The following is a 15,066-nucleotide window of genomic DNA, read 5'->3' on the forward strand; positions in this document are numbered from 1 at the left end:
ACGGGCCTACTGTGACGGGCACAACACCGCAGGGTTACCGCGGTGTGAAGCGCCTCCGGAGGTCTCTGTGCACCTGGCCGATGCTCCCCACTTGCGCATTCTGCGCCTGCTGCGCGACGAGGGGCCAGTGTCCCGCGCCGAGCTGGGGGACCGTCTGGAGCTCACCCGTCCGCGCCTGCTGGCCGAGGTCGAGCGGCTGGTCGCGGCCGGCCTGATCGCCGAGGCCGGGATGGCCGCCTCGCGCGGCGGCCGCCGGTCCACGCTGGTCGAGCTCAACCCGCGGCTGCGGTTCGCGGCGGTCGACCTCGGCGCCAGCTCCATCGACATCGAGGTCACGAACGGCCGTCTCGAGCCGGTCGCGCTCTATCAGGAGGCGGCCGACATCCGCTCGGGGCCGCGGGTGATCCTGCAGCGGGTCAGCGAGCTGCTCGCCAAGGCGCGTACCGACGGGGCCTTCGACCGGCTCGACGCGGTCGGCATCGGCGTGCCGGGGCCGGTCAGCTTCCGCGACGGCGTGCCGGTCTCCCCGCCGATCATGCCGGGCTGGGACCGCTACCCCGTGCGCGAGTTCCTCGCCCGCGAGCACGGCTGCCCGGCCGTGGTCGACAACGACGTGAACATCATGGCCATCGGCGAGCGCCACGGCGGCGTCGCCCACTCGGTCGACGACTTCCTGTTCGTGAAGATCGGGACGGGCATCGGCTGCGGCATCCACCTCAGCGGCACGGTCTACCGCGGGGTCGACGGCTGCGCCGGCGACATCGGCCACATCCAGGTCGACCCGGGTGGCCCGGTCTGCTCGTGCGGCAACACCGGCTGCCTGGAGGCCCTGTTCAGCGGGGCCGCCCTGGCCCGCGACGCGATCGCCGCGGCCCGCACGGGTGAGTCCCCGGCGCTGGCCGAGCGGCTCGCCGTCTACCAGGCCGCGGCCCGCCGGGCCGCCGAGAGCGAGGGCGCCGGCGACGACGAGGAGGCGCTCGAGGAGCGCATCACGATCACCGCCCGCGACGTCGCCGACGGCGCCGCCGAGGGCGATGTCACCTGCATCCGCCTGATAAGAGAGGGTGGCCGCCGCGTCGGCGGGGTCCTCGCCACCCTGGTGTCCTTCAGCAACCCTTCGATGATTGTCATCGGCGGGGGCCTGGCCCAGCTGGGTCACGTGCTGCTCGCCGAGATCCGCAGTGTGGTCTACCGCCGGTCGCTGCCCCTGGCCACCGGCAACCTTCCCGTCGTCCTCAGCGAGCTGGGCAGCCGAGCCGGTGTCACCGGCGCCGCGGTGCTGGCCAGCGACACGGCATTCGAGCAGGCATCATGACGATCCCGGCACAACGCGAAGCTTCCGAAGACGTCGTCCTCCGACTCACCGATGTGGTCAAGACCTTCCCCGGCGTCCGTGCTCTCGACGGCGTCCAGCTGGAGGTCCGGGCCGGCGAGGTGCACTGCCTCCTGGGGCAGAACGGCGCCGGCAAGTCCACATTGATCAAGACCCTGGCCGGCGTCCACCACGCCGACGGCGGCGAGATCACCTGGCTCGGCCAGCCCTTCGCCCCCGCCACCCCACAGGCCGCCATGCGGGCCGGCATCGCCACCATCTACCAGGAGCTCGACCTCGTCGACGACCTCTCCGTCGCCGAGAACGCCTTCCTGGGCCACGAGGAGACCCGCTTCGGCTTCACCCGGCGGCGCTCCACGGCGGCCCGGACCAAGCAGATCCTGGCGCGGCTCGGGCACGAGCACATCCCGCCGCAGCAGTTCGTGCGCAACCTGCCGGCGGCCGGCAAGCAGATCGTCAGCATGGCCCGTGCGCTCTCGCACGACGCCAAGCTGATCGTCATGGACGAGCCCAGCGCCGTGCTCGCTCATGACGAGGTGGAGAACCTGTTCCGGATCATCCGCGAGCTCACCTCGCACAACATCGCGGTCATCTACATCTCGCACCGGCTCGAGGAGATCCGCGAGATCGGCGACCGCGTCACGGTGCTCAAGGACGGCCGGACCACCGCCGCCAACCTGCCCGCCCGCGACACGCCGACCCGGGACCTGGTCAGCCGGATGACCGGCCGGACCATCGAGTACGTCTTCCCGCCGCGCCCACCGCGCGAGGAGAAGCCGCCGCTGCTGGTCGTCGAGGGCCTGACGCGCGAGGGCGAGTTCGCCGACGCGAGCCTCACCGTCGCGCCGGGCGAGATCGTCGGGATCGCCGGGCTGGTCGGCTCGGGCCGCTCCGAGCTGCTGGAGACCATCTTCGGCGCCCGCCGGCCGGACAGCGGCACGATCACGCTGGACGGCAAGCGGATCCGCACGCTCGGCACGGCCGTCCGCAAGGGCATGGGCATGGCTCCCGAGGAGCGCAAGAGCCAGGCGCTGCTGCTCGACGAGCCGATCTACAAGAACATGACGCTCTCGTCGTTCTCCGGGTTCGCCCGCGCCGGGTTCACCGACGCCGGGGGCGAGCGCAAGGCGGCCGAGCGTACGGCCGACAAGCTCGAGCTGCGCCCGCGGGACGTGATGCGCCCCGTGCGCACGCTCTCCGGCGGCAACCAACAGAAGGTCGTGGTCGGCCGGTGGCTGATGGGCGACACGCGGCTGCTGCTGCTCGACGAGCCGACCCGCGGCGTGGACGTGGGGGCCCGGGCCGAGCTCTATCAAGTCATCCGGTCTCTGGCCGAGAGCGGCGTCGGCGTGCTGCTCGTCTCGAGCGAGGTGCCCGAGGTGCTCGGCCTGTCCGACCGGGTGCTGGTCATGCGCGAGGGCCGGCTGATCCATGAGGCGCCGGCGGAGGAGATCGATGAGGACACCGTGCTCGACCTCGTGATGTCGGGGTCGCTGATGGAGGGAGAGCCAGCATGATCACCGAGACGGCGCCTCCCGAGGTGCAGAAACGCGCGCAACGCAGACGCTTCGACGACAACGTCATCCGTAATCTCGGCCTGGTCGGCGTGCTGGTGCTGCTGATCGTGGTCGGGATCATCACCAAGCCCGACCTCTACAGCGACCCGACCTGGGTCAAGAACAACTTCCTGACGATCCTGCAGCAGGCGTCGGCCATCGGCGTGGTCACGGTCGGCATGACCTTCGTGATCATCGGCGGCGGCATCGACCTGTCGGTCGGCGCGATCATCGCGCTCTCCGGCGTGTGGGCGACCACCCTCGCCACGCAGAGCTACGGCGCGGCCGGCATGATCTTCACCGCCCTCGTGGTGGGCATCTGCGTCGGCTTGGTCAACGGGGTGCTCATCTCGTACGGCAAGTTGGTGCCCTTCATCGCGACGCTGGCCATGCTGGTCGCGGCGCGCGGTCTCGCCGCTCAGATCTCGGGCAAGCAGACCCAGGTGTCGGCGAACACGTTCATCAACGACCTCGCCGCCAACAAGCTTCTCGGCATCCCGCTCCTGGTCTGGATCCTGGGCCTGGTCGTGGCGGCCGGATGGGTGCTGCTCAACCGCACCACCTTCGGCCGGCGCACGGTCGCGGTCGGCGGCAACCCCGAGGCGGCCCGGCTGGCCGGCATCAACATCAAGAGGCACACGCTCCTGCTGTACGCCCTGTCGGGGCTGTGCTGCGGCATCGCCGCGATCATGCTGACGTCCCAGGCGACCAGTGCTCAGGCCGCCATGGCGAACCTGTACGAGCTCGACGCGATCGCCGCGGCGATCATCGGCGGCACGCTGCTCAGCGGCGGCCGGGGCACCATCATCGGCGCCCTCTTCGGGGTGCTGGTGTTCTCCACGATCACGAACCTGTTCGCGATCAACAACCTCTCCACCGAAGTTCAGAACATGGTCAAGGGCGGGATCATCGTGCTCGCCGTCCTGATCCAGCAGTTCCGTTACCGCTCTCTCACGCAACTCCTCAAGCGCTGATCTCTCGCCCGGTCTGCTCTACCGGGTACCCCCTTGGGAGGATTCATGTCCGCTTTGTCCCGTAGGCGCGTTCTGTTCGGCGGTGCTGCCGTCGGCGCCGGAGCGCTTCTCACCGCGTGCACGAGCAACACCCCCGAGAACAACGCCCAGGTGAACACCAACACCGACGCGTCGGCCAACCCGAACGCCGCCCCCGGCCAGAAGGTGACCATCGGGTTCTCCGCGCCGGCCGCCGACCACGGCTGGCTCGCGGCGATCACCAACAACGCCAAGGCGCAGGCCGCCGCGTACACCGACGTCGAGTTCAAGCCGGTCGAGGCCGGCGCCGACGCCGCGGCCCAGCGGGCTGCCGTCTCCACGCTGATCTCGCAGAAGCCCACCGTGATCGTGATGCTCCCGCACGACGGCAAGGAGCTGAACGCGGCCGGCCTCGAGGCGATGAAGGCCGGCATCCCGGTGATCAACCTGGACCGGGCCTTCCCGTCCATGGCGGCCTACCGGCTGCAGATCAAGGGCGACAACTTCGGCATGGGCCTGGCCGCCGGCAACTACATCGTCGAGCAGCTCAAGGCCAAGGGCGTCAGCAACCCGGTGATCGGGGAGATCCCCGGCATCGACTCGCTCGAGCTGACCCAGGAGCGCTCGCTCGGCTTCAAGACGGCCCTCGAGGCGAACGGCTTCAAGGTCGCCAACCGCCGGCCGGCCGAGTTCACCGCGGACAGCGGCCAGGCCGCCGCCACCGCGCTGCTGCAGGCGCTGCCCAAGATGGACGCGCTGTGGAACCACGACGACGACCAGGGCATCGGTGTGCTGGCCGCGATCAAGCAGGCCAACCGCAGCGAGTTCTTCATGGTCGGCGGGGCCGGCTCCAAGGCGGCGATCGACGCCATCAAGGCCGACAACAGCGTGCTCAAGGCGACGGTCACCTACAGCCCGTCGATGGCCTCGTCGGCGATCTCGCTGGCCCGGCTCATCGGTCAGGGCAAGGGCCTGAGCGAGCTGGTGGAGCTGCAGGTGCCCAAGGAGATCACGCTCGCCTCCGAGACGATCACCAAGGACAACGCTTCGCAGTACGCGAAGCTCGGTTTCTAAAGGGGTTGTAAATGTCGGAACAGCTGCGGGTCGGCATGGTCGGCTACGCGTTCATGGGCGCCGCGCACTCACAAGCGTGGCGCACCGTGAACCATGCGTTCGACCTGCCGCTGTCGGCACGGATGACCGCGGTGGCCGGCCGCTCCGAAGGGGCGGTGGCGGCGGCCGCGGCCAAACTGGGCTGGGCGGAACACACCACCGACTGGCGGTCGTTGATCGACCGGGACGACATCGACCTCATCGACATCTGCACACCGGGCGACACCCACAAGGAGATCGCCCTGGCCGCGCTCGCCGCCGGCAAGCACGTCCTGTGCGAGAAGCCGCTGGCCAACTCGGTGGCCGAGGCCCGGGAGATGGCCGCGGCGGCGGCCCGGGCCCAGGGTGTGTTCGCCATGTGCGGTTTCAACTACCGGAGGGTGCCGGCGGTCGCGCTCATGCGCGACCTCGTCGCCGCCGGCCGCATCGGCAAGCTCCACCACGTACGGGCGACGTATCTGCAGGACTGGATCGTCGACCCCGAGTTCCCGCTGGTCTGGCGGCTGCAGAAGGACGTGGCGGGCTCGGGGGCGCTGGGTGACATCGGCGCCCACATCGTCGACCTCACCCAGTTCGTCACCGGCCAGTCGATCAGCGCGGTGTCGGCGCTGACCGAGACGTTCGTCAAGTCCCGGCCGCTGCCGTCGGCCTCGGCCGGGCTCTCCGCGTCCGGTTCGGAGTCGTACGGCGAGGTGACCGTCGACGACGCGGCGCTGTTCCTGGCCCGCCTCGACGGGGGAGCGGTGGCCACGTACGAGGCGACCCGCTTCGCCACCGGCCGCAAGAACGCGCTGCGGGTCGAGCTCAACGGCTCGCTGGGCTCGCTCGCGTTCGACTTCGAGCGGATGAACGAGCTGTCCTTCTTCGACGGCGCGTTGCCCACCGACGAACAGGGCTTCAGCACGATCCTGGTGACCGAGCCGACCCACCCGTACATGTCGGCGTGGTGGCCGGCCGGTCACGGCATCGGCTACGAGCACACCTTCACCCACGAGCTCCGCGACCTGATCGAGGCGATCGCCACGGGCGCCCAGCCCACGCCCTCGTTCGCGGACGCGCTGCAGGTGCAGCTGGTGCTCGACGCGGTGTCCCGCTCGGCCGAGTCGTCCCAGTGGTGCGAGGTGAAGCCGGCCCTCGAGCCGGTCTGACCCACCCCAAGCGTCCGCCGCGGATCGGCGAGGGAACGTGCGGTTGCGCCCCGCACGAGGCCGATCCGCGGCGGAATCCGCCGAACGGGCCGATGCGTCCGGCCGGGCCGCTCCGTAATCTGTCCGGAGCGGACGGCGACGACGGATGGGAGGGTGCGCGGACTTTCCGGCCATGACCATGCTCCTGAAAGACGTTCCGGCCGACCGCGTCGTCGAGATCCGCGGCGCGGAGGCCCCGGCCCTGGCCCACTTCGCCGCCGAGCACAGCACCGAGCTCGCCCCGGTGGTGATCCGCGCCGGCACGACGGGACGAACGCCCCGCGACTTCGTCGCCGCCCTGGTGGACCAGCTGGAACACCTGGCCGTCGAGCTGCTGCCGGCCTGGCTGCCGGAGGTGGCCGGCATCGGCCGGGCCGACGTCGGAGGCGTGGCCGCGATCCGGATGATGGCCGCCGCCCGGGCCGCGCGGTCCCACTACAGCCGCCCCTTCCTGACCGATCTGGCGGTTCGTGCGATGACCGGGCACCGCGACGGCAACCCCAACCTGCCGGTACGGGCCCGGGCCGCCCAGCTCGCCCGCCTGATCGCCGAAGCCTTCGGCCGGCCTCGCTGTGCCCTGCTGGTCTCCCTTCCGCCGGAGCTCGACCGGTGGCAGCGGGACGCGATCGTGGCCGGCGGCGACTGGCTCACCCACAACGCCCGCGTCGCGGTCTGGTTGCTCGGCCCGCCGTCGGCCGATCCGGGCCGGGTGCCGGTCGCGGTCCTCGACGGGTTGACGATCCCGCCCTCGGCTCCGATCGGCCGGCCCCACCCGGCCAGCGCGGTCGAGGCCGCCCTGGAGGCGGCGCTCGCCGCCGAGAGCTGGGCCGCCGGCCGCCGGTGGAACCAGACCTACCAGACGAGTCCGCTCAGTTCACCCGTCCGGCTGGACCTGCTCTGGCCCGGCGAGCGGTGCGTGGTCGAGCTCGACGGCCCGGAACACTGCCACCCGGTCCGTTTCGAGGCCGACCGGCAGCGTGACGTCCAACTCCAACTCGACGGCTATGCCGTCCTGCGGTTCACCAATGCCCGGGTCGTCCACGACGTGGGCGCGGTCGTGCATCAGATCGGCACCTATATTCGGAGCCGGCGGCGCGAGACAGCGGAAGGAACATGACCATGGCTGGGGACGAGCTCACTCCCGCGGAGAACGCGATCCTGATCGTTCTCATGGCGGAGGCCCGGGAGGTCCTGAACACCGAGCTCAAGGCGGTGTACGGCCTCGACGTGCGCAAGCCGGCCCGGGACAAGCTGGCCCGGCGGCACTTCGTGGCCAGCCGACGCAGCGGGCCCACGTACGCGCTGCAGCTCGACGACAAGGGCTGGGTGCACGTCCAGGAGGAGCTGAACTTCCGGTCGAACGGCGCCACCGCCCAGGCCGCGGCACTGTCGGCGCTGCTGGGCAGCCTGCGCGACCGGGCCCTCGGCCGCAGCGGCTGCGCGTCCTTCGCCGAGCTGTTCGCGCTCAGCGACGTCCGCGGCGCGGCGCCCGCCGCCGACCCCGACCTCCGCGGGCGCGTCGTCGGCGCGTACGACGCCCTCAAGGACGAGCCCGGGGGCTGGGTCAGCCTGACCCGGCTGCGGTTGTGCTTCCCCGACGTGCCGCGGGCCGCGGTGGACGACGCCCTGCGCCGGATCAGCCGCGAGCCCGGTGTCACCGTCGCGCCGCAGTCCAACCAGAAGGTGCTCACCGACGCCGACCACGCCGCGGCCCTGCACATCGGCGGGCAGGACAAGCACGTGCTGTCGATCGGCGTGTGATGGATCAGCGCGAGCGCGCCGCCCTGGCGGCGCTGCGGTTCAACTGGGCGCCCGTGCCGGACGACGTCTGGCGGCCCATGCCCTTCCACGTCGACGGCCTGCACACGGCCGTCGCCCGCGACATCCTCGACGGCGTGGCCGACGCCCGGGCCAGCGACGGCGGCAGCCCGATCGGCGTGGTCGTCCAAGGCCAGCGTGGCTCCGGCAAGACGCATCTGCTCGGCTGGGTCCGCCAGCAGGTGCAGGAACAGGAGGGTTACTTCTTCCTGGTCGGCCTGCTGGACGCGGCCGGCTTCTGGGACAGCGTCCTGGCCGCGATGCTCGACGGCCTGTCGCGTACCGTGCCGGGCCGCCCGGAGACCCAGCTGGTGCTTCTGCTGCGCCGGCTGTCGGCCATGGTCGGCGCTCCGCGCAAGGCCCGCCGGGCCGTCATGGGCGAGACCGAGCTGACCCGGCCGTCGCTGGACGCGTTCATCGAGGGCCTCGGCGCGTTCGACCGCCAGGTGGCCCGGGCCAGCCAGGACACGGCCCGGGCGCTCGCGCTCAGCGCCTCCGAGGACGTGGCCCACCGCGACCTGGCCGAGAACTACTTCCTCTCCGGCGAGGAGTCCGAGCCGGGCGAGCGCGCGGCCTGGGGCATGCGCCGGGCGCCGCGGCTCGCCCAGCAGATCGTGCAGGACCTGTCCTGGCTGCTGGCGCTGACCGGCCCGTCGGTCATCGCGATCGACCAGATCGACACCCTCATCGCCCAGAGCTCGATCGCGGCCGGGGCCCGCCTGCAGCAGGCCGTGCAGATCAGCCCCGAGCAGGCCTACATGCTCAGCCAGATCGCCGAGGGCCTGATGTCGTTGCGGCAGGTCACCCGGCGCACGCTGACCGTCGTGGCCTGCATCCCGGACTCCTGGGCGACGATCCGCGCCATGGCCTCCGACACCGTCATCGACCGGTTTCGGCTGGCCCCCACCCTCGAGGTCATCAAGGACGACGTCCTGGCCCGGGCCATCATCGAGAAGCGGTTCGCCCTGCGGTACGGCGAGACGGGCTTCGAGCCGCCGTACCCGTCCTGGCCCGTCCGGCCCGAAGCGTTTGCGACGGCCGGTGACTACACCCCGCGTCAGCTGCTCATCGAGATCGACACCCACATCCGCCAGTGCATCGCCGACGACCAGGTCCGCGAGCTGGACCACCTCGGCGCGCCGCCGGCCACCGAGGCCCACGAGCCGCACCCGGTCGCGCCCGAGGTGCCGGCCGGCGAGCTCGAGCGGTTCGACGCCCGCTTCGCCGAGCTTCGGAAGAACGCGGACGTAGTCACCCCGTACGGCAAAGCCGGCGAGGACGACACCGTGCCGGCACTGCTGGCCGCCGGGCTGACGGCCTGGGTCCTGGAGCAAGGCGACGCCGGCGAGGCCTTCGCGGTCGACCCGCCGCCGAGCACCAACCCGCCGCTGCACGCCCGGCTCCGGCTCACGCTCGACGAGACCACCGAGGACCAGGTCCACTGGTGCTTCCGGGCGATCAGCGACGACCACCACGGCAACGCCGCGCTCTCCCGGCTGCGCAGGGCGGCGCTGGCCACCGGTCTCGACCACCAGGTGCCCAAGCGCAAGCTGTTCCTGCTGCGCAACGGCGGCTGGTCCGGCCCGGCGACCATGCGGGCCGTCGAGGCCTTCCGGGCCGAGGGCGGCCGGTTCCTTCCGCTCGTGGAAGAGGATCTGCGGGTGCTCTCCGCGCTGCGGACCATGCTGGCCGAGGAGAGCATCGACCTCCAGTCCTGGCTGGCCGACCGCCGGCCGACCACCGAGGTCCAGCTCCTCCAGCAGGCCCTGGCCGACGCGGACGACTGGCACGGGGACGCCTCTTCCACGGGCGCCTCTTCCACGGGCGCCTCTTCCGCGGGCGCCTCTTCCGCGGGTGCCTCGCTTGTGGAGAAGCCGACAGCGCCGGCAGAGGGCACCTTCACCGTCGGCTATGGCTACGACTCGCAGCGGCCGGCCCCGCTCGGCCTGGCCTCCCTCCGCAAGCACATGACGATCTTCGCGGGTTCCGGATCGGGCAAGACCGTGCTGATCCGCCGGATCGTCGAGGAGTGCGCCCTCCAAGGTGTCTCCAGCATCGTCCTCGACCCCAACAACGACCTGGCCCGGCTCGGCCAGGGCTGGCCGGAGCCGCCTTCGTCCTGGCGCGCGGACGACCCGGCCAAGGCCGCGGACTACCTGGCCGGTACGGACGTCGTCGTCTGGACCCCGCGCCGCGTCTCCGGCCGGCCGCTCAGTTTCCAGCCCCTGCCCGACTTCCGCAGCGTGCTGGACGATCCGGACGAGTTCAACGAGGCGGTCGACGCCGCGGTGGCCTCGCTCGCGCCCCGGGCCATGGTCTCCGGCCGGGCCTCGCGGGCCCACCTGGGCCTGGCCGTGCTGCGCAAGGCGGTCGAGCACTACGGCCGCCGTGGAGGCACCGGGCTCAAGGGGCTCATCGACACCCTGCACACCTTCCCGGACGGGCTCATCGACCTGGAGGACGCCGAGAAGATCGCCCTCGGGCTGGCCCAGACCCTGACCGCGGCGATGGTCAACGACCCGCTCTTCGGCGGTGAGGGCACGCCGATGGACCCGGGCACGTTGCTGACCCCGGCCCCCGGCAAACGGGCCCGGGTGTCGGTCATCAGCCTGATCGGCCTGCCCTCGGACCAGGCCCGGCAGAGCTTCGTCAACCAGCTCCAGATGGCGCTGTTCGCCTGGATCAAACGGAACCCGGCGGGTGACCGCCCGCTCGGGGGCCTGCTCGTCATGGACGAGGCGCAGACCTTCGCGCCGTCGGGAGCGATGACGGCCTGTACGCAGAGCACCCTCGCCCTGACCGCCCAGGCTCGCAAATACGGCCTCGGCCTGATCTTCGCCACCCAGGCCCCCAAGGGCCTGCACAACCGGATCCCGGGCAACGCGGCCACCCAGTTCTACGGCCTGCTGAACAGCCCGATCCAGATCGAAGCGGCCCGCGACATGGCCAAGGCCAAGGGCGGCGACGTCCCCGACGTGTCCCGCCTGACCGTCGGCGAGTTCTACCTGGCCGCAGAGGGCAAGGCGCCGGCGAAGATCCGTACCCCCCTGTCCCTGACCTATCACCCCCACAGCCCGCTGACCGTCGAGGAGGTCCTCCGCGTGGCCGGCGGTCACAGGGCGGTCGAGGATCAGACATAGGTTCGGCGGGTTCGCCCCCGAGGTCCCTGGGCGATAGTAGGCGCCGGCGGCTTGGGGTTGGCCATGCAATAACGCGAAAGGCGCGTTACGGCCTTACGCGGCGACTGGCTCGCGGGGGAGTGGCCGGGCTCGGCCAGGATCTTGCGGGTTCGCTGAGGACGCGTACCTCTGGGGTCAGCCCCGCATCAAGCGGGTCAGGTTGGTGAGGCTGGTGATCAGGGCGGTCGTGTAGCCGAGGATGCGGCCGGCCCATTTGACGACGGCGGAGGCGATCTGGGCGGCGACGACGGGGATGGTGATGATCAGGAGGGCTTCGGCGGCCCAGACGATGACGCGGGCCACCAGGTCGGCTATCAGGTCGCGGACGATGTCGCGGGTGAAGGTGACCAGGTTGCCGGCGGCCTCGGTGGCGGAAGACATGGTCGAGGCCAGGACGCTGAGGCCGCCGAGGGCGTCCACGTTGTTGGCCATCAGGGACTGGTACGTGGTGGCGGCCGGGCCCTGCCAGTCGGGAAGGTCGGCGCTCAGGTGGCCCTGCAGGTCGGCCGACATGGCCTGCAGCTCACCGGCCATGTTCTGCCAGGTGGCGGCATGCGCGGCGACACGGTCGGGGATGCCGGCCAGCTTGTCGAGGACCTCGCGCAGCGGCTCGAAGTACTCCATGGCCCAGCCGAGCCCGTTGGCCAGCAGGGCGCTGAACGGATCGAGCACAGTGGATGCCGCCTCGAGCGCGAAGGCCCCACCGGCCAGCGCCCCGTCGACCCAGTCGCCGCCGCTGACGGACTGCCGCAAACCCTGAAAGCTGTCGACCAGCGAGGCCCCGGTCGTGCTGCCGCCCGGCGTGATGACGTTCGCTACCAGCGAGGTGGTCACAGCCCACCCGCCTGCCGCAGGCGCCGCGCGGCCGCATCGTCGGCCCGGTCATAGCCGGCGCCGGTCTGCCGGAGGGCCTCACTCGCCAGCCGCAGATTCTCCTCGACATACGCGATCAGCTCGTCCTGCCGCGCATGCCGCGACTCCAGCACCCCGGAGATCCACCCACAGAGCAGGCCGTACGCGGCATCGTCCCGGACGATCGCCGAGCTGGCCCCCTTGACCGCGGCGAACCGCTGCTGCACGGCATCCACCTTGACCGCATGCCGCCGAATCTGCTCAGCATCAACCGCGAACCCGTCAGCCATGCTGGTCAAGCCTCTCGCCGATGACCCTCCCGGCAACGGAATCGGGCCCCACCGTGTCGTCGATGATCGCGCGAGTCCGGTGGCCGACTTCGTGTTTGGCTGTCTGCAACGCACTCATGACCGCCCGCCCGGCAACGTCCGGCGCCACACGCTGAATCCGCTCCGTGAACCGAATGTCCTGCAGTACCCCGGACGAGTCGACGGTGACCTCGACCAGGTCGTTGCCATCCCGCCCAGTCGCCCGCAGACGCCCGAGACGGTCGGCCATGGCTTGCGCGTTGGCGGCGTTCCGGTCCACCCGCTGCTTCCAATCCCGCAGGTAGCCGCGCGACCCGTCGGGGTCGAGGAAGCTCGGATCGCCAGTCATGCCTATGGATGCTAGGAGGGCCGTGCTACCCCTTCGTCCCGGCTATCACCGATTGGAGCGTCTCGTGCAGTCGGCGCAAGTACACGGCCGCTGAGGCATCCGTCGGATCGTCGAGGCCGCGATTGCCGTCTCCCGCGACGAGACGAAGGAGTGTTCCCTCGGGCTGGGGTTCGGCCAGGATGGTCTCCAAGGCAGCCAGGTATTGCTCGAGGAAGAGGGTGTTGGTCTCCGCCGTGTCCTCGAGCTCGTCGCGGATCTCGTCGAAGCTGTTCGCGTCGTGGACGTAGCCGTGCAGCAGCGCGCGCACTTTGTCGATGGGCGACAGCGCCGATCGCTCCGCGATACGCGCGCGAAGCGATTCGGGAAGGCCGGACGTGTCCATGTTCAAGACCCTAACGCCGCGGGGAAGGCCGTGACGATGTAAGGCTGCGCCGGGTCGGAGCCGCGTACCACCTTGATACGGACTCGGACGAGACTTGTTGTGACGTACTCGGCCTGACGTGGTCCGACGCCGTACATGCCTTTGTTGTAGTAACCCTCGCCGATCTGATGGCCGGCATCGAACAGGCCGTCGTGGGAGCGTTCGAGCGCCAAGTCGTCACGGATACGCGGCCAGTTCTTCTGGATGTAGTCGTTGATTTCGCGATTCATGGTCGTGTGGTCGGTCCACTTGAGGGAGGCGTTGACGGCGTCCCACTCGCCGTCGCCGTAGATGCGCCCTTCGATGGTTTTCGGTCCCTCGTTCCTTCGCAGCGGAATGTCCGGCCCGTGTCGTTCGAGCGTGTGCGCTCGGCTGTGCGCGGCTTCGTTCTCGGCGATGTTGAACCTCGGAGGGTCGTCTCCCAACTGCTCGTAGCGCCGCATGACCTTAGCCAGCTCGACATCGCCCGCCGTCTGCGGGCTTCGGGCCGAGAGCGCGGTGCCGTCGGGGTTCGCCCGGCCGGCCCGAAGCGCCGCGGCCACAGCATCGTGGGCGCCGTCCATGTCGCCCGGGCCGTGGGAGCTTCGCCCCCGCGGCGGGTGTGGGGGACCGTCGTCACCGTCGCCTGGGGGCTTGGGTTTGGCGGGCATGGGGCGACGCTAACAAGAGGCGTCCATCGATGGAGTCAGTCCTGGGTGACCTCCTGGCGGGCGTGGAGGGCGGCTCGGTCGGCGGCGGCTCGGCCGGAGAGCCAGCCGGCGCGGTTGCTGACTGTGGTGGTGCGGTGGGTGAGGGCGGGGAATTGTTGGGCGACGGCGTCGCGCACCTCGACGTCGCGGGCGGCCAGGACCGGGAGCAGGTCGGGGGAGGCGGGCACCTCCTCGACCGCGGCGGTGAGGCGTTCGCCTATTCGCGATGCGTACGCCGTCAGGAAGGACTGGCGGAACGAGCGGGTGCTCGACCGCTCGTGGGTCATTGCGCGCGTGGCCTGCACCAGCAGCGAGGTGAAGAGGATCTCGGTGGCGTCGAGGTCGGTCGGGAAGCCGATCAGCGTGGAGAAGCCGAACCGTTTCGTCCACACCGCCTGGCAGCTGTTGGCTTCGGCCACCACCTGCAGCAGCAGCGTCTTCGGGGCCTCGTACGGGCTGTCGATCGCCACCCGCCGGCTGCCGGGGCTGTCGCGCCGGCCCGTCGTCACCGTGAGCAGGGCGTGGTCGATGCGGTGGCGGGCCATCAGTTCCTGCGCCTTGGCCGTGCACGCCTCCGCTTCCTCGGGGAAGTCGGTCGACTCGGCCTTGGCCAGCAGCGCGCGCACCTTGGCCAGGGTCCGCTGGTCGATGTCGGCCGCCGGCGCCGAGGAGGAGCGTGAGCCTGGCGGCGGCACGATCAGCTCGATCGGCGGCAGGAACGACAGCAGGCTCAGCACCTCGACCACCGTCACGATCGCAGCCGAGCGCGTGAGCCCCTCCCGCTCGGCCCACACGCTCAGGTAAAGGTCGTCGTGTTCCCACCAGACGGCCGCGCCGAGGTCGGCGAGCTGCGCCTGCCATCGATGGTCGGTGGTGGCGGCGGGGTGGCCGCGCATCTGGGCCGCGAGCGCGTCGACCACGAGCTTGCCGTGGCGCGCCGTATGGTCGCGCCGGGCGGCGCGGGCCAGCTCGGCCGGCTGCCACCCGGCCAGCCAGGACCGCTGGATCTGGCCGAGCAGCGCGGTGAACAAGGCGCGGTTGACCGCCTGCACACCGAGCGAGCCGATCAGCAGCATCAGGCACTGCTCGAGCTCCCACTGCCGGCGGCCTCGCACCGCGTGGATCGCCTGCTGGACGATCTCGTCGGCCAACTGCGGGCGTGTTTCATCACTGTTTCTGCGCATTTGACCTCCGTTCGATCGCCTGACCCTACCCAGGTCGGCGAAGATCGTGCGGAGGCCTGTGGACAAGTCCTAACAACGCAGCCTG

Annotated in this window: 14 protein-coding genes; 8 read left to right on the forward strand and 6 right to left on the reverse strand. The window is 70.9% G+C overall.

What is annotated here, in order from left to right:
- Positions 1-67 precede the first annotated feature (67 nt).
- From AB0J66_RS26930 to AB0J66_RS26965, 8 genes are all read left to right on the forward strand, one after another.
- A complete protein-coding gene (locus AB0J66_RS26930) occupies positions 68-1,315 on the forward strand; it encodes an ROK family transcriptional regulator (protein WP_364665966.1) in 1,248 nt (415 codons plus the stop codon).
- Positions 1,312-2,850: a sugar ABC transporter ATP-binding protein gene (locus AB0J66_RS26935; protein WP_364665968.1), complete on the forward strand. Its 1,539-nt coding sequence runs from the start codon at positions 1,312-1,314 to the stop codon at positions 2,848-2,850. Before AB0J66_RS26930 ends, AB0J66_RS26935 begins: the two co-directional genes overlap by 4 nt.
- On the forward strand, positions 2,847-3,863 hold the full coding sequence (locus AB0J66_RS26940) for an ABC transporter permease (RefSeq protein WP_364665971.1): 1,017 nt from the start codon (positions 2,847-2,849) through the stop codon (positions 3,861-3,863). The genes AB0J66_RS26935 and AB0J66_RS26940 overlap by 4 nt, the downstream gene beginning before the upstream one ends.
- A gap of 45 nt (positions 3,864-3,908) precedes the next feature.
- Entirely contained in the window at positions 3,909-4,955 is a 1,047-nt protein-coding gene (locus AB0J66_RS26945; protein WP_364665974.1) for a substrate-binding domain-containing protein, read from the forward strand.
- A gap of 11 nt (positions 4,956-4,966) precedes the next feature.
- The gene (locus tag AB0J66_RS26950; RefSeq protein WP_364665976.1) at positions 4,967-6,142 is read left to right on the forward strand and encodes a Gfo/Idh/MocA family oxidoreductase; all 1,176 of its coding nucleotides are present in this window, start codon (positions 4,967-4,969) and stop codon (positions 6,140-6,142) included.
- Between the two features lie 172 nt (positions 6,143-6,314).
- Complete coding sequence (locus tag AB0J66_RS26955; protein ID WP_364665978.1) at positions 6,315-7,298, forward strand: DUF559 domain-containing protein; 984 nt, start codon at positions 6,315-6,317, stop codon at positions 7,296-7,298.
- Positions 7,299-7,300: 2 nt separating this feature from the next.
- Positions 7,301-7,942, forward strand: a complete 642-nt coding sequence (locus tag AB0J66_RS26960) for a hypothetical protein (RefSeq protein ID WP_364665981.1) — start codon at positions 7,301-7,303, stop codon at positions 7,940-7,942.
- Positions 7,942-11,139, forward strand: a complete 3,198-nt coding sequence (locus AB0J66_RS26965) for a DUF87 domain-containing protein (protein WP_364665984.1) — start codon at positions 7,942-7,944, stop codon at positions 11,137-11,139. The genes AB0J66_RS26960 and AB0J66_RS26965 overlap by 1 nt, the downstream gene beginning before the upstream one ends.
- A 174-nt stretch (positions 11,140-11,313) precedes the next feature.
- On the opposite strand, the gene AB0J66_RS26970 is transcribed toward AB0J66_RS26965, so the two are convergent.
- Genes AB0J66_RS26970 through AB0J66_RS26995 form a run of 6 tightly spaced genes read right to left on the reverse strand, consistent with a single transcriptional unit; the run spans position 11,314 to position 14,981 of the window.
- The gene (locus AB0J66_RS26970; protein ID WP_364665987.1) at positions 11,314-12,012 is read right to left on the reverse strand and encodes a hypothetical protein; all 699 of its coding nucleotides are present in this window, start codon (positions 12,010-12,012) and stop codon (positions 11,314-11,316) included.
- A complete protein-coding gene (locus AB0J66_RS26975; RefSeq protein WP_364665990.1) occupies positions 12,009-12,320 on the reverse strand; it encodes a type VII secretion target in 312 nt (103 codons plus the stop codon). The genes AB0J66_RS26970 and AB0J66_RS26975 overlap by 4 nt, the downstream gene beginning before the upstream one ends.
- Positions 12,313-12,687, reverse strand: a complete 375-nt coding sequence (locus AB0J66_RS26980; RefSeq protein ID WP_364665992.1) for a YbaB/EbfC family nucleoid-associated protein — start codon at positions 12,685-12,687, stop codon at positions 12,313-12,315. The genes AB0J66_RS26975 and AB0J66_RS26980 overlap by 8 nt, the downstream gene beginning before the upstream one ends.
- 25 nt (positions 12,688-12,712) lie before the next feature.
- The gene (locus tag AB0J66_RS26985) at positions 12,713-13,069 is read right to left on the reverse strand and encodes a hypothetical protein (RefSeq protein WP_364665995.1); all 357 of its coding nucleotides are present in this window, start codon (positions 13,067-13,069) and stop codon (positions 12,713-12,715) included.
- Between the two features lie 2 nt (positions 13,070-13,071).
- The gene (locus tag AB0J66_RS26990) at positions 13,072-13,758 is read right to left on the reverse strand and encodes a hypothetical protein (RefSeq protein ID WP_364665997.1); all 687 of its coding nucleotides are present in this window, start codon (positions 13,756-13,758) and stop codon (positions 13,072-13,074) included.
- Positions 13,759-13,793: 35 nt separating this feature from the next.
- A complete protein-coding gene (locus tag AB0J66_RS26995; protein ID WP_364666000.1) occupies positions 13,794-14,981 on the reverse strand; it encodes a DUF2786 domain-containing protein in 1,188 nt (395 codons plus the stop codon).
- Between the last annotated feature and the right edge of the window lie 85 nt (positions 14,982-15,066).

Origin of the sequence: Actinoplanes sp. NPDC049598 (genome assembly GCF_040675435.1) — a bacterium.
Taxonomy (GTDB): Bacteria; Actinomycetota; Actinomycetes; order Mycobacteriales; family Micromonosporaceae; genus Actinoplanes.

What these genes read in the sequence shown, in the direction of transcription:
- AB0J66_RS26955 (WP_364665978.1), top strand. Translation starts at nt 6,315, where the DNA reads ATGACCATGCTCCTGAAAGACGTTCCGGCCGACCGCGTCGTCGAGATC.
- AB0J66_RS26990 (WP_364665997.1), bottom strand. Translation starts at nt 13,758, where the DNA reads ATGCCCGCCAAACCCAAGCCCCCAGGCGACGGTGACGACGGTCCCCCA.
- AB0J66_RS26985 (WP_364665995.1), bottom strand. Translation starts at nt 13,069, where the DNA reads ATGGACACGTCCGGCCTTCCCGAATCGCTTCGCGCGCGTATCGCGGAG.
- AB0J66_RS26940 (WP_364665971.1), top strand. Translation starts at nt 2,847, where the DNA reads ATGATCACCGAGACGGCGCCTCCCGAGGTGCAGAAACGCGCGCAACGC.
- AB0J66_RS26945 (WP_364665974.1), top strand. Translation starts at nt 3,909, where the DNA reads ATGTCCGCTTTGTCCCGTAGGCGCGTTCTGTTCGGCGGTGCTGCCGTC.
- AB0J66_RS26935 (WP_364665968.1), top strand. Translation starts at nt 1,312, where the DNA reads ATGACGATCCCGGCACAACGCGAAGCTTCCGAAGACGTCGTCCTCCGA.
- AB0J66_RS26950 (WP_364665976.1), top strand. Translation starts at nt 4,967, where the DNA reads ATGTCGGAACAGCTGCGGGTCGGCATGGTCGGCTACGCGTTCATGGGC.
- AB0J66_RS26965 (WP_364665984.1), top strand. Translation starts at nt 7,942, where the DNA reads ATGGATCAGCGCGAGCGCGCCGCCCTGGCGGCGCTGCGGTTCAACTGG.
- AB0J66_RS26995 (WP_364666000.1), bottom strand. Translation starts at nt 14,981, where the DNA reads ATGCGCAGAAACAGTGATGAAACACGCCCGCAGTTGGCCGACGAGATC.
- AB0J66_RS26960 (WP_364665981.1), top strand. Translation starts at nt 7,301, where the DNA reads ATGGCTGGGGACGAGCTCACTCCCGCGGAGAACGCGATCCTGATCGTT.
- AB0J66_RS26975 (WP_364665990.1), bottom strand. Translation starts at nt 12,320, where the DNA reads ATGGCTGACGGGTTCGCGGTTGATGCTGAGCAGATTCGGCGGCATGCG.
- AB0J66_RS26980 (WP_364665992.1), bottom strand. Translation starts at nt 12,687, where the DNA reads ATGACTGGCGATCCGAGCTTCCTCGACCCCGACGGGTCGCGCGGCTAC.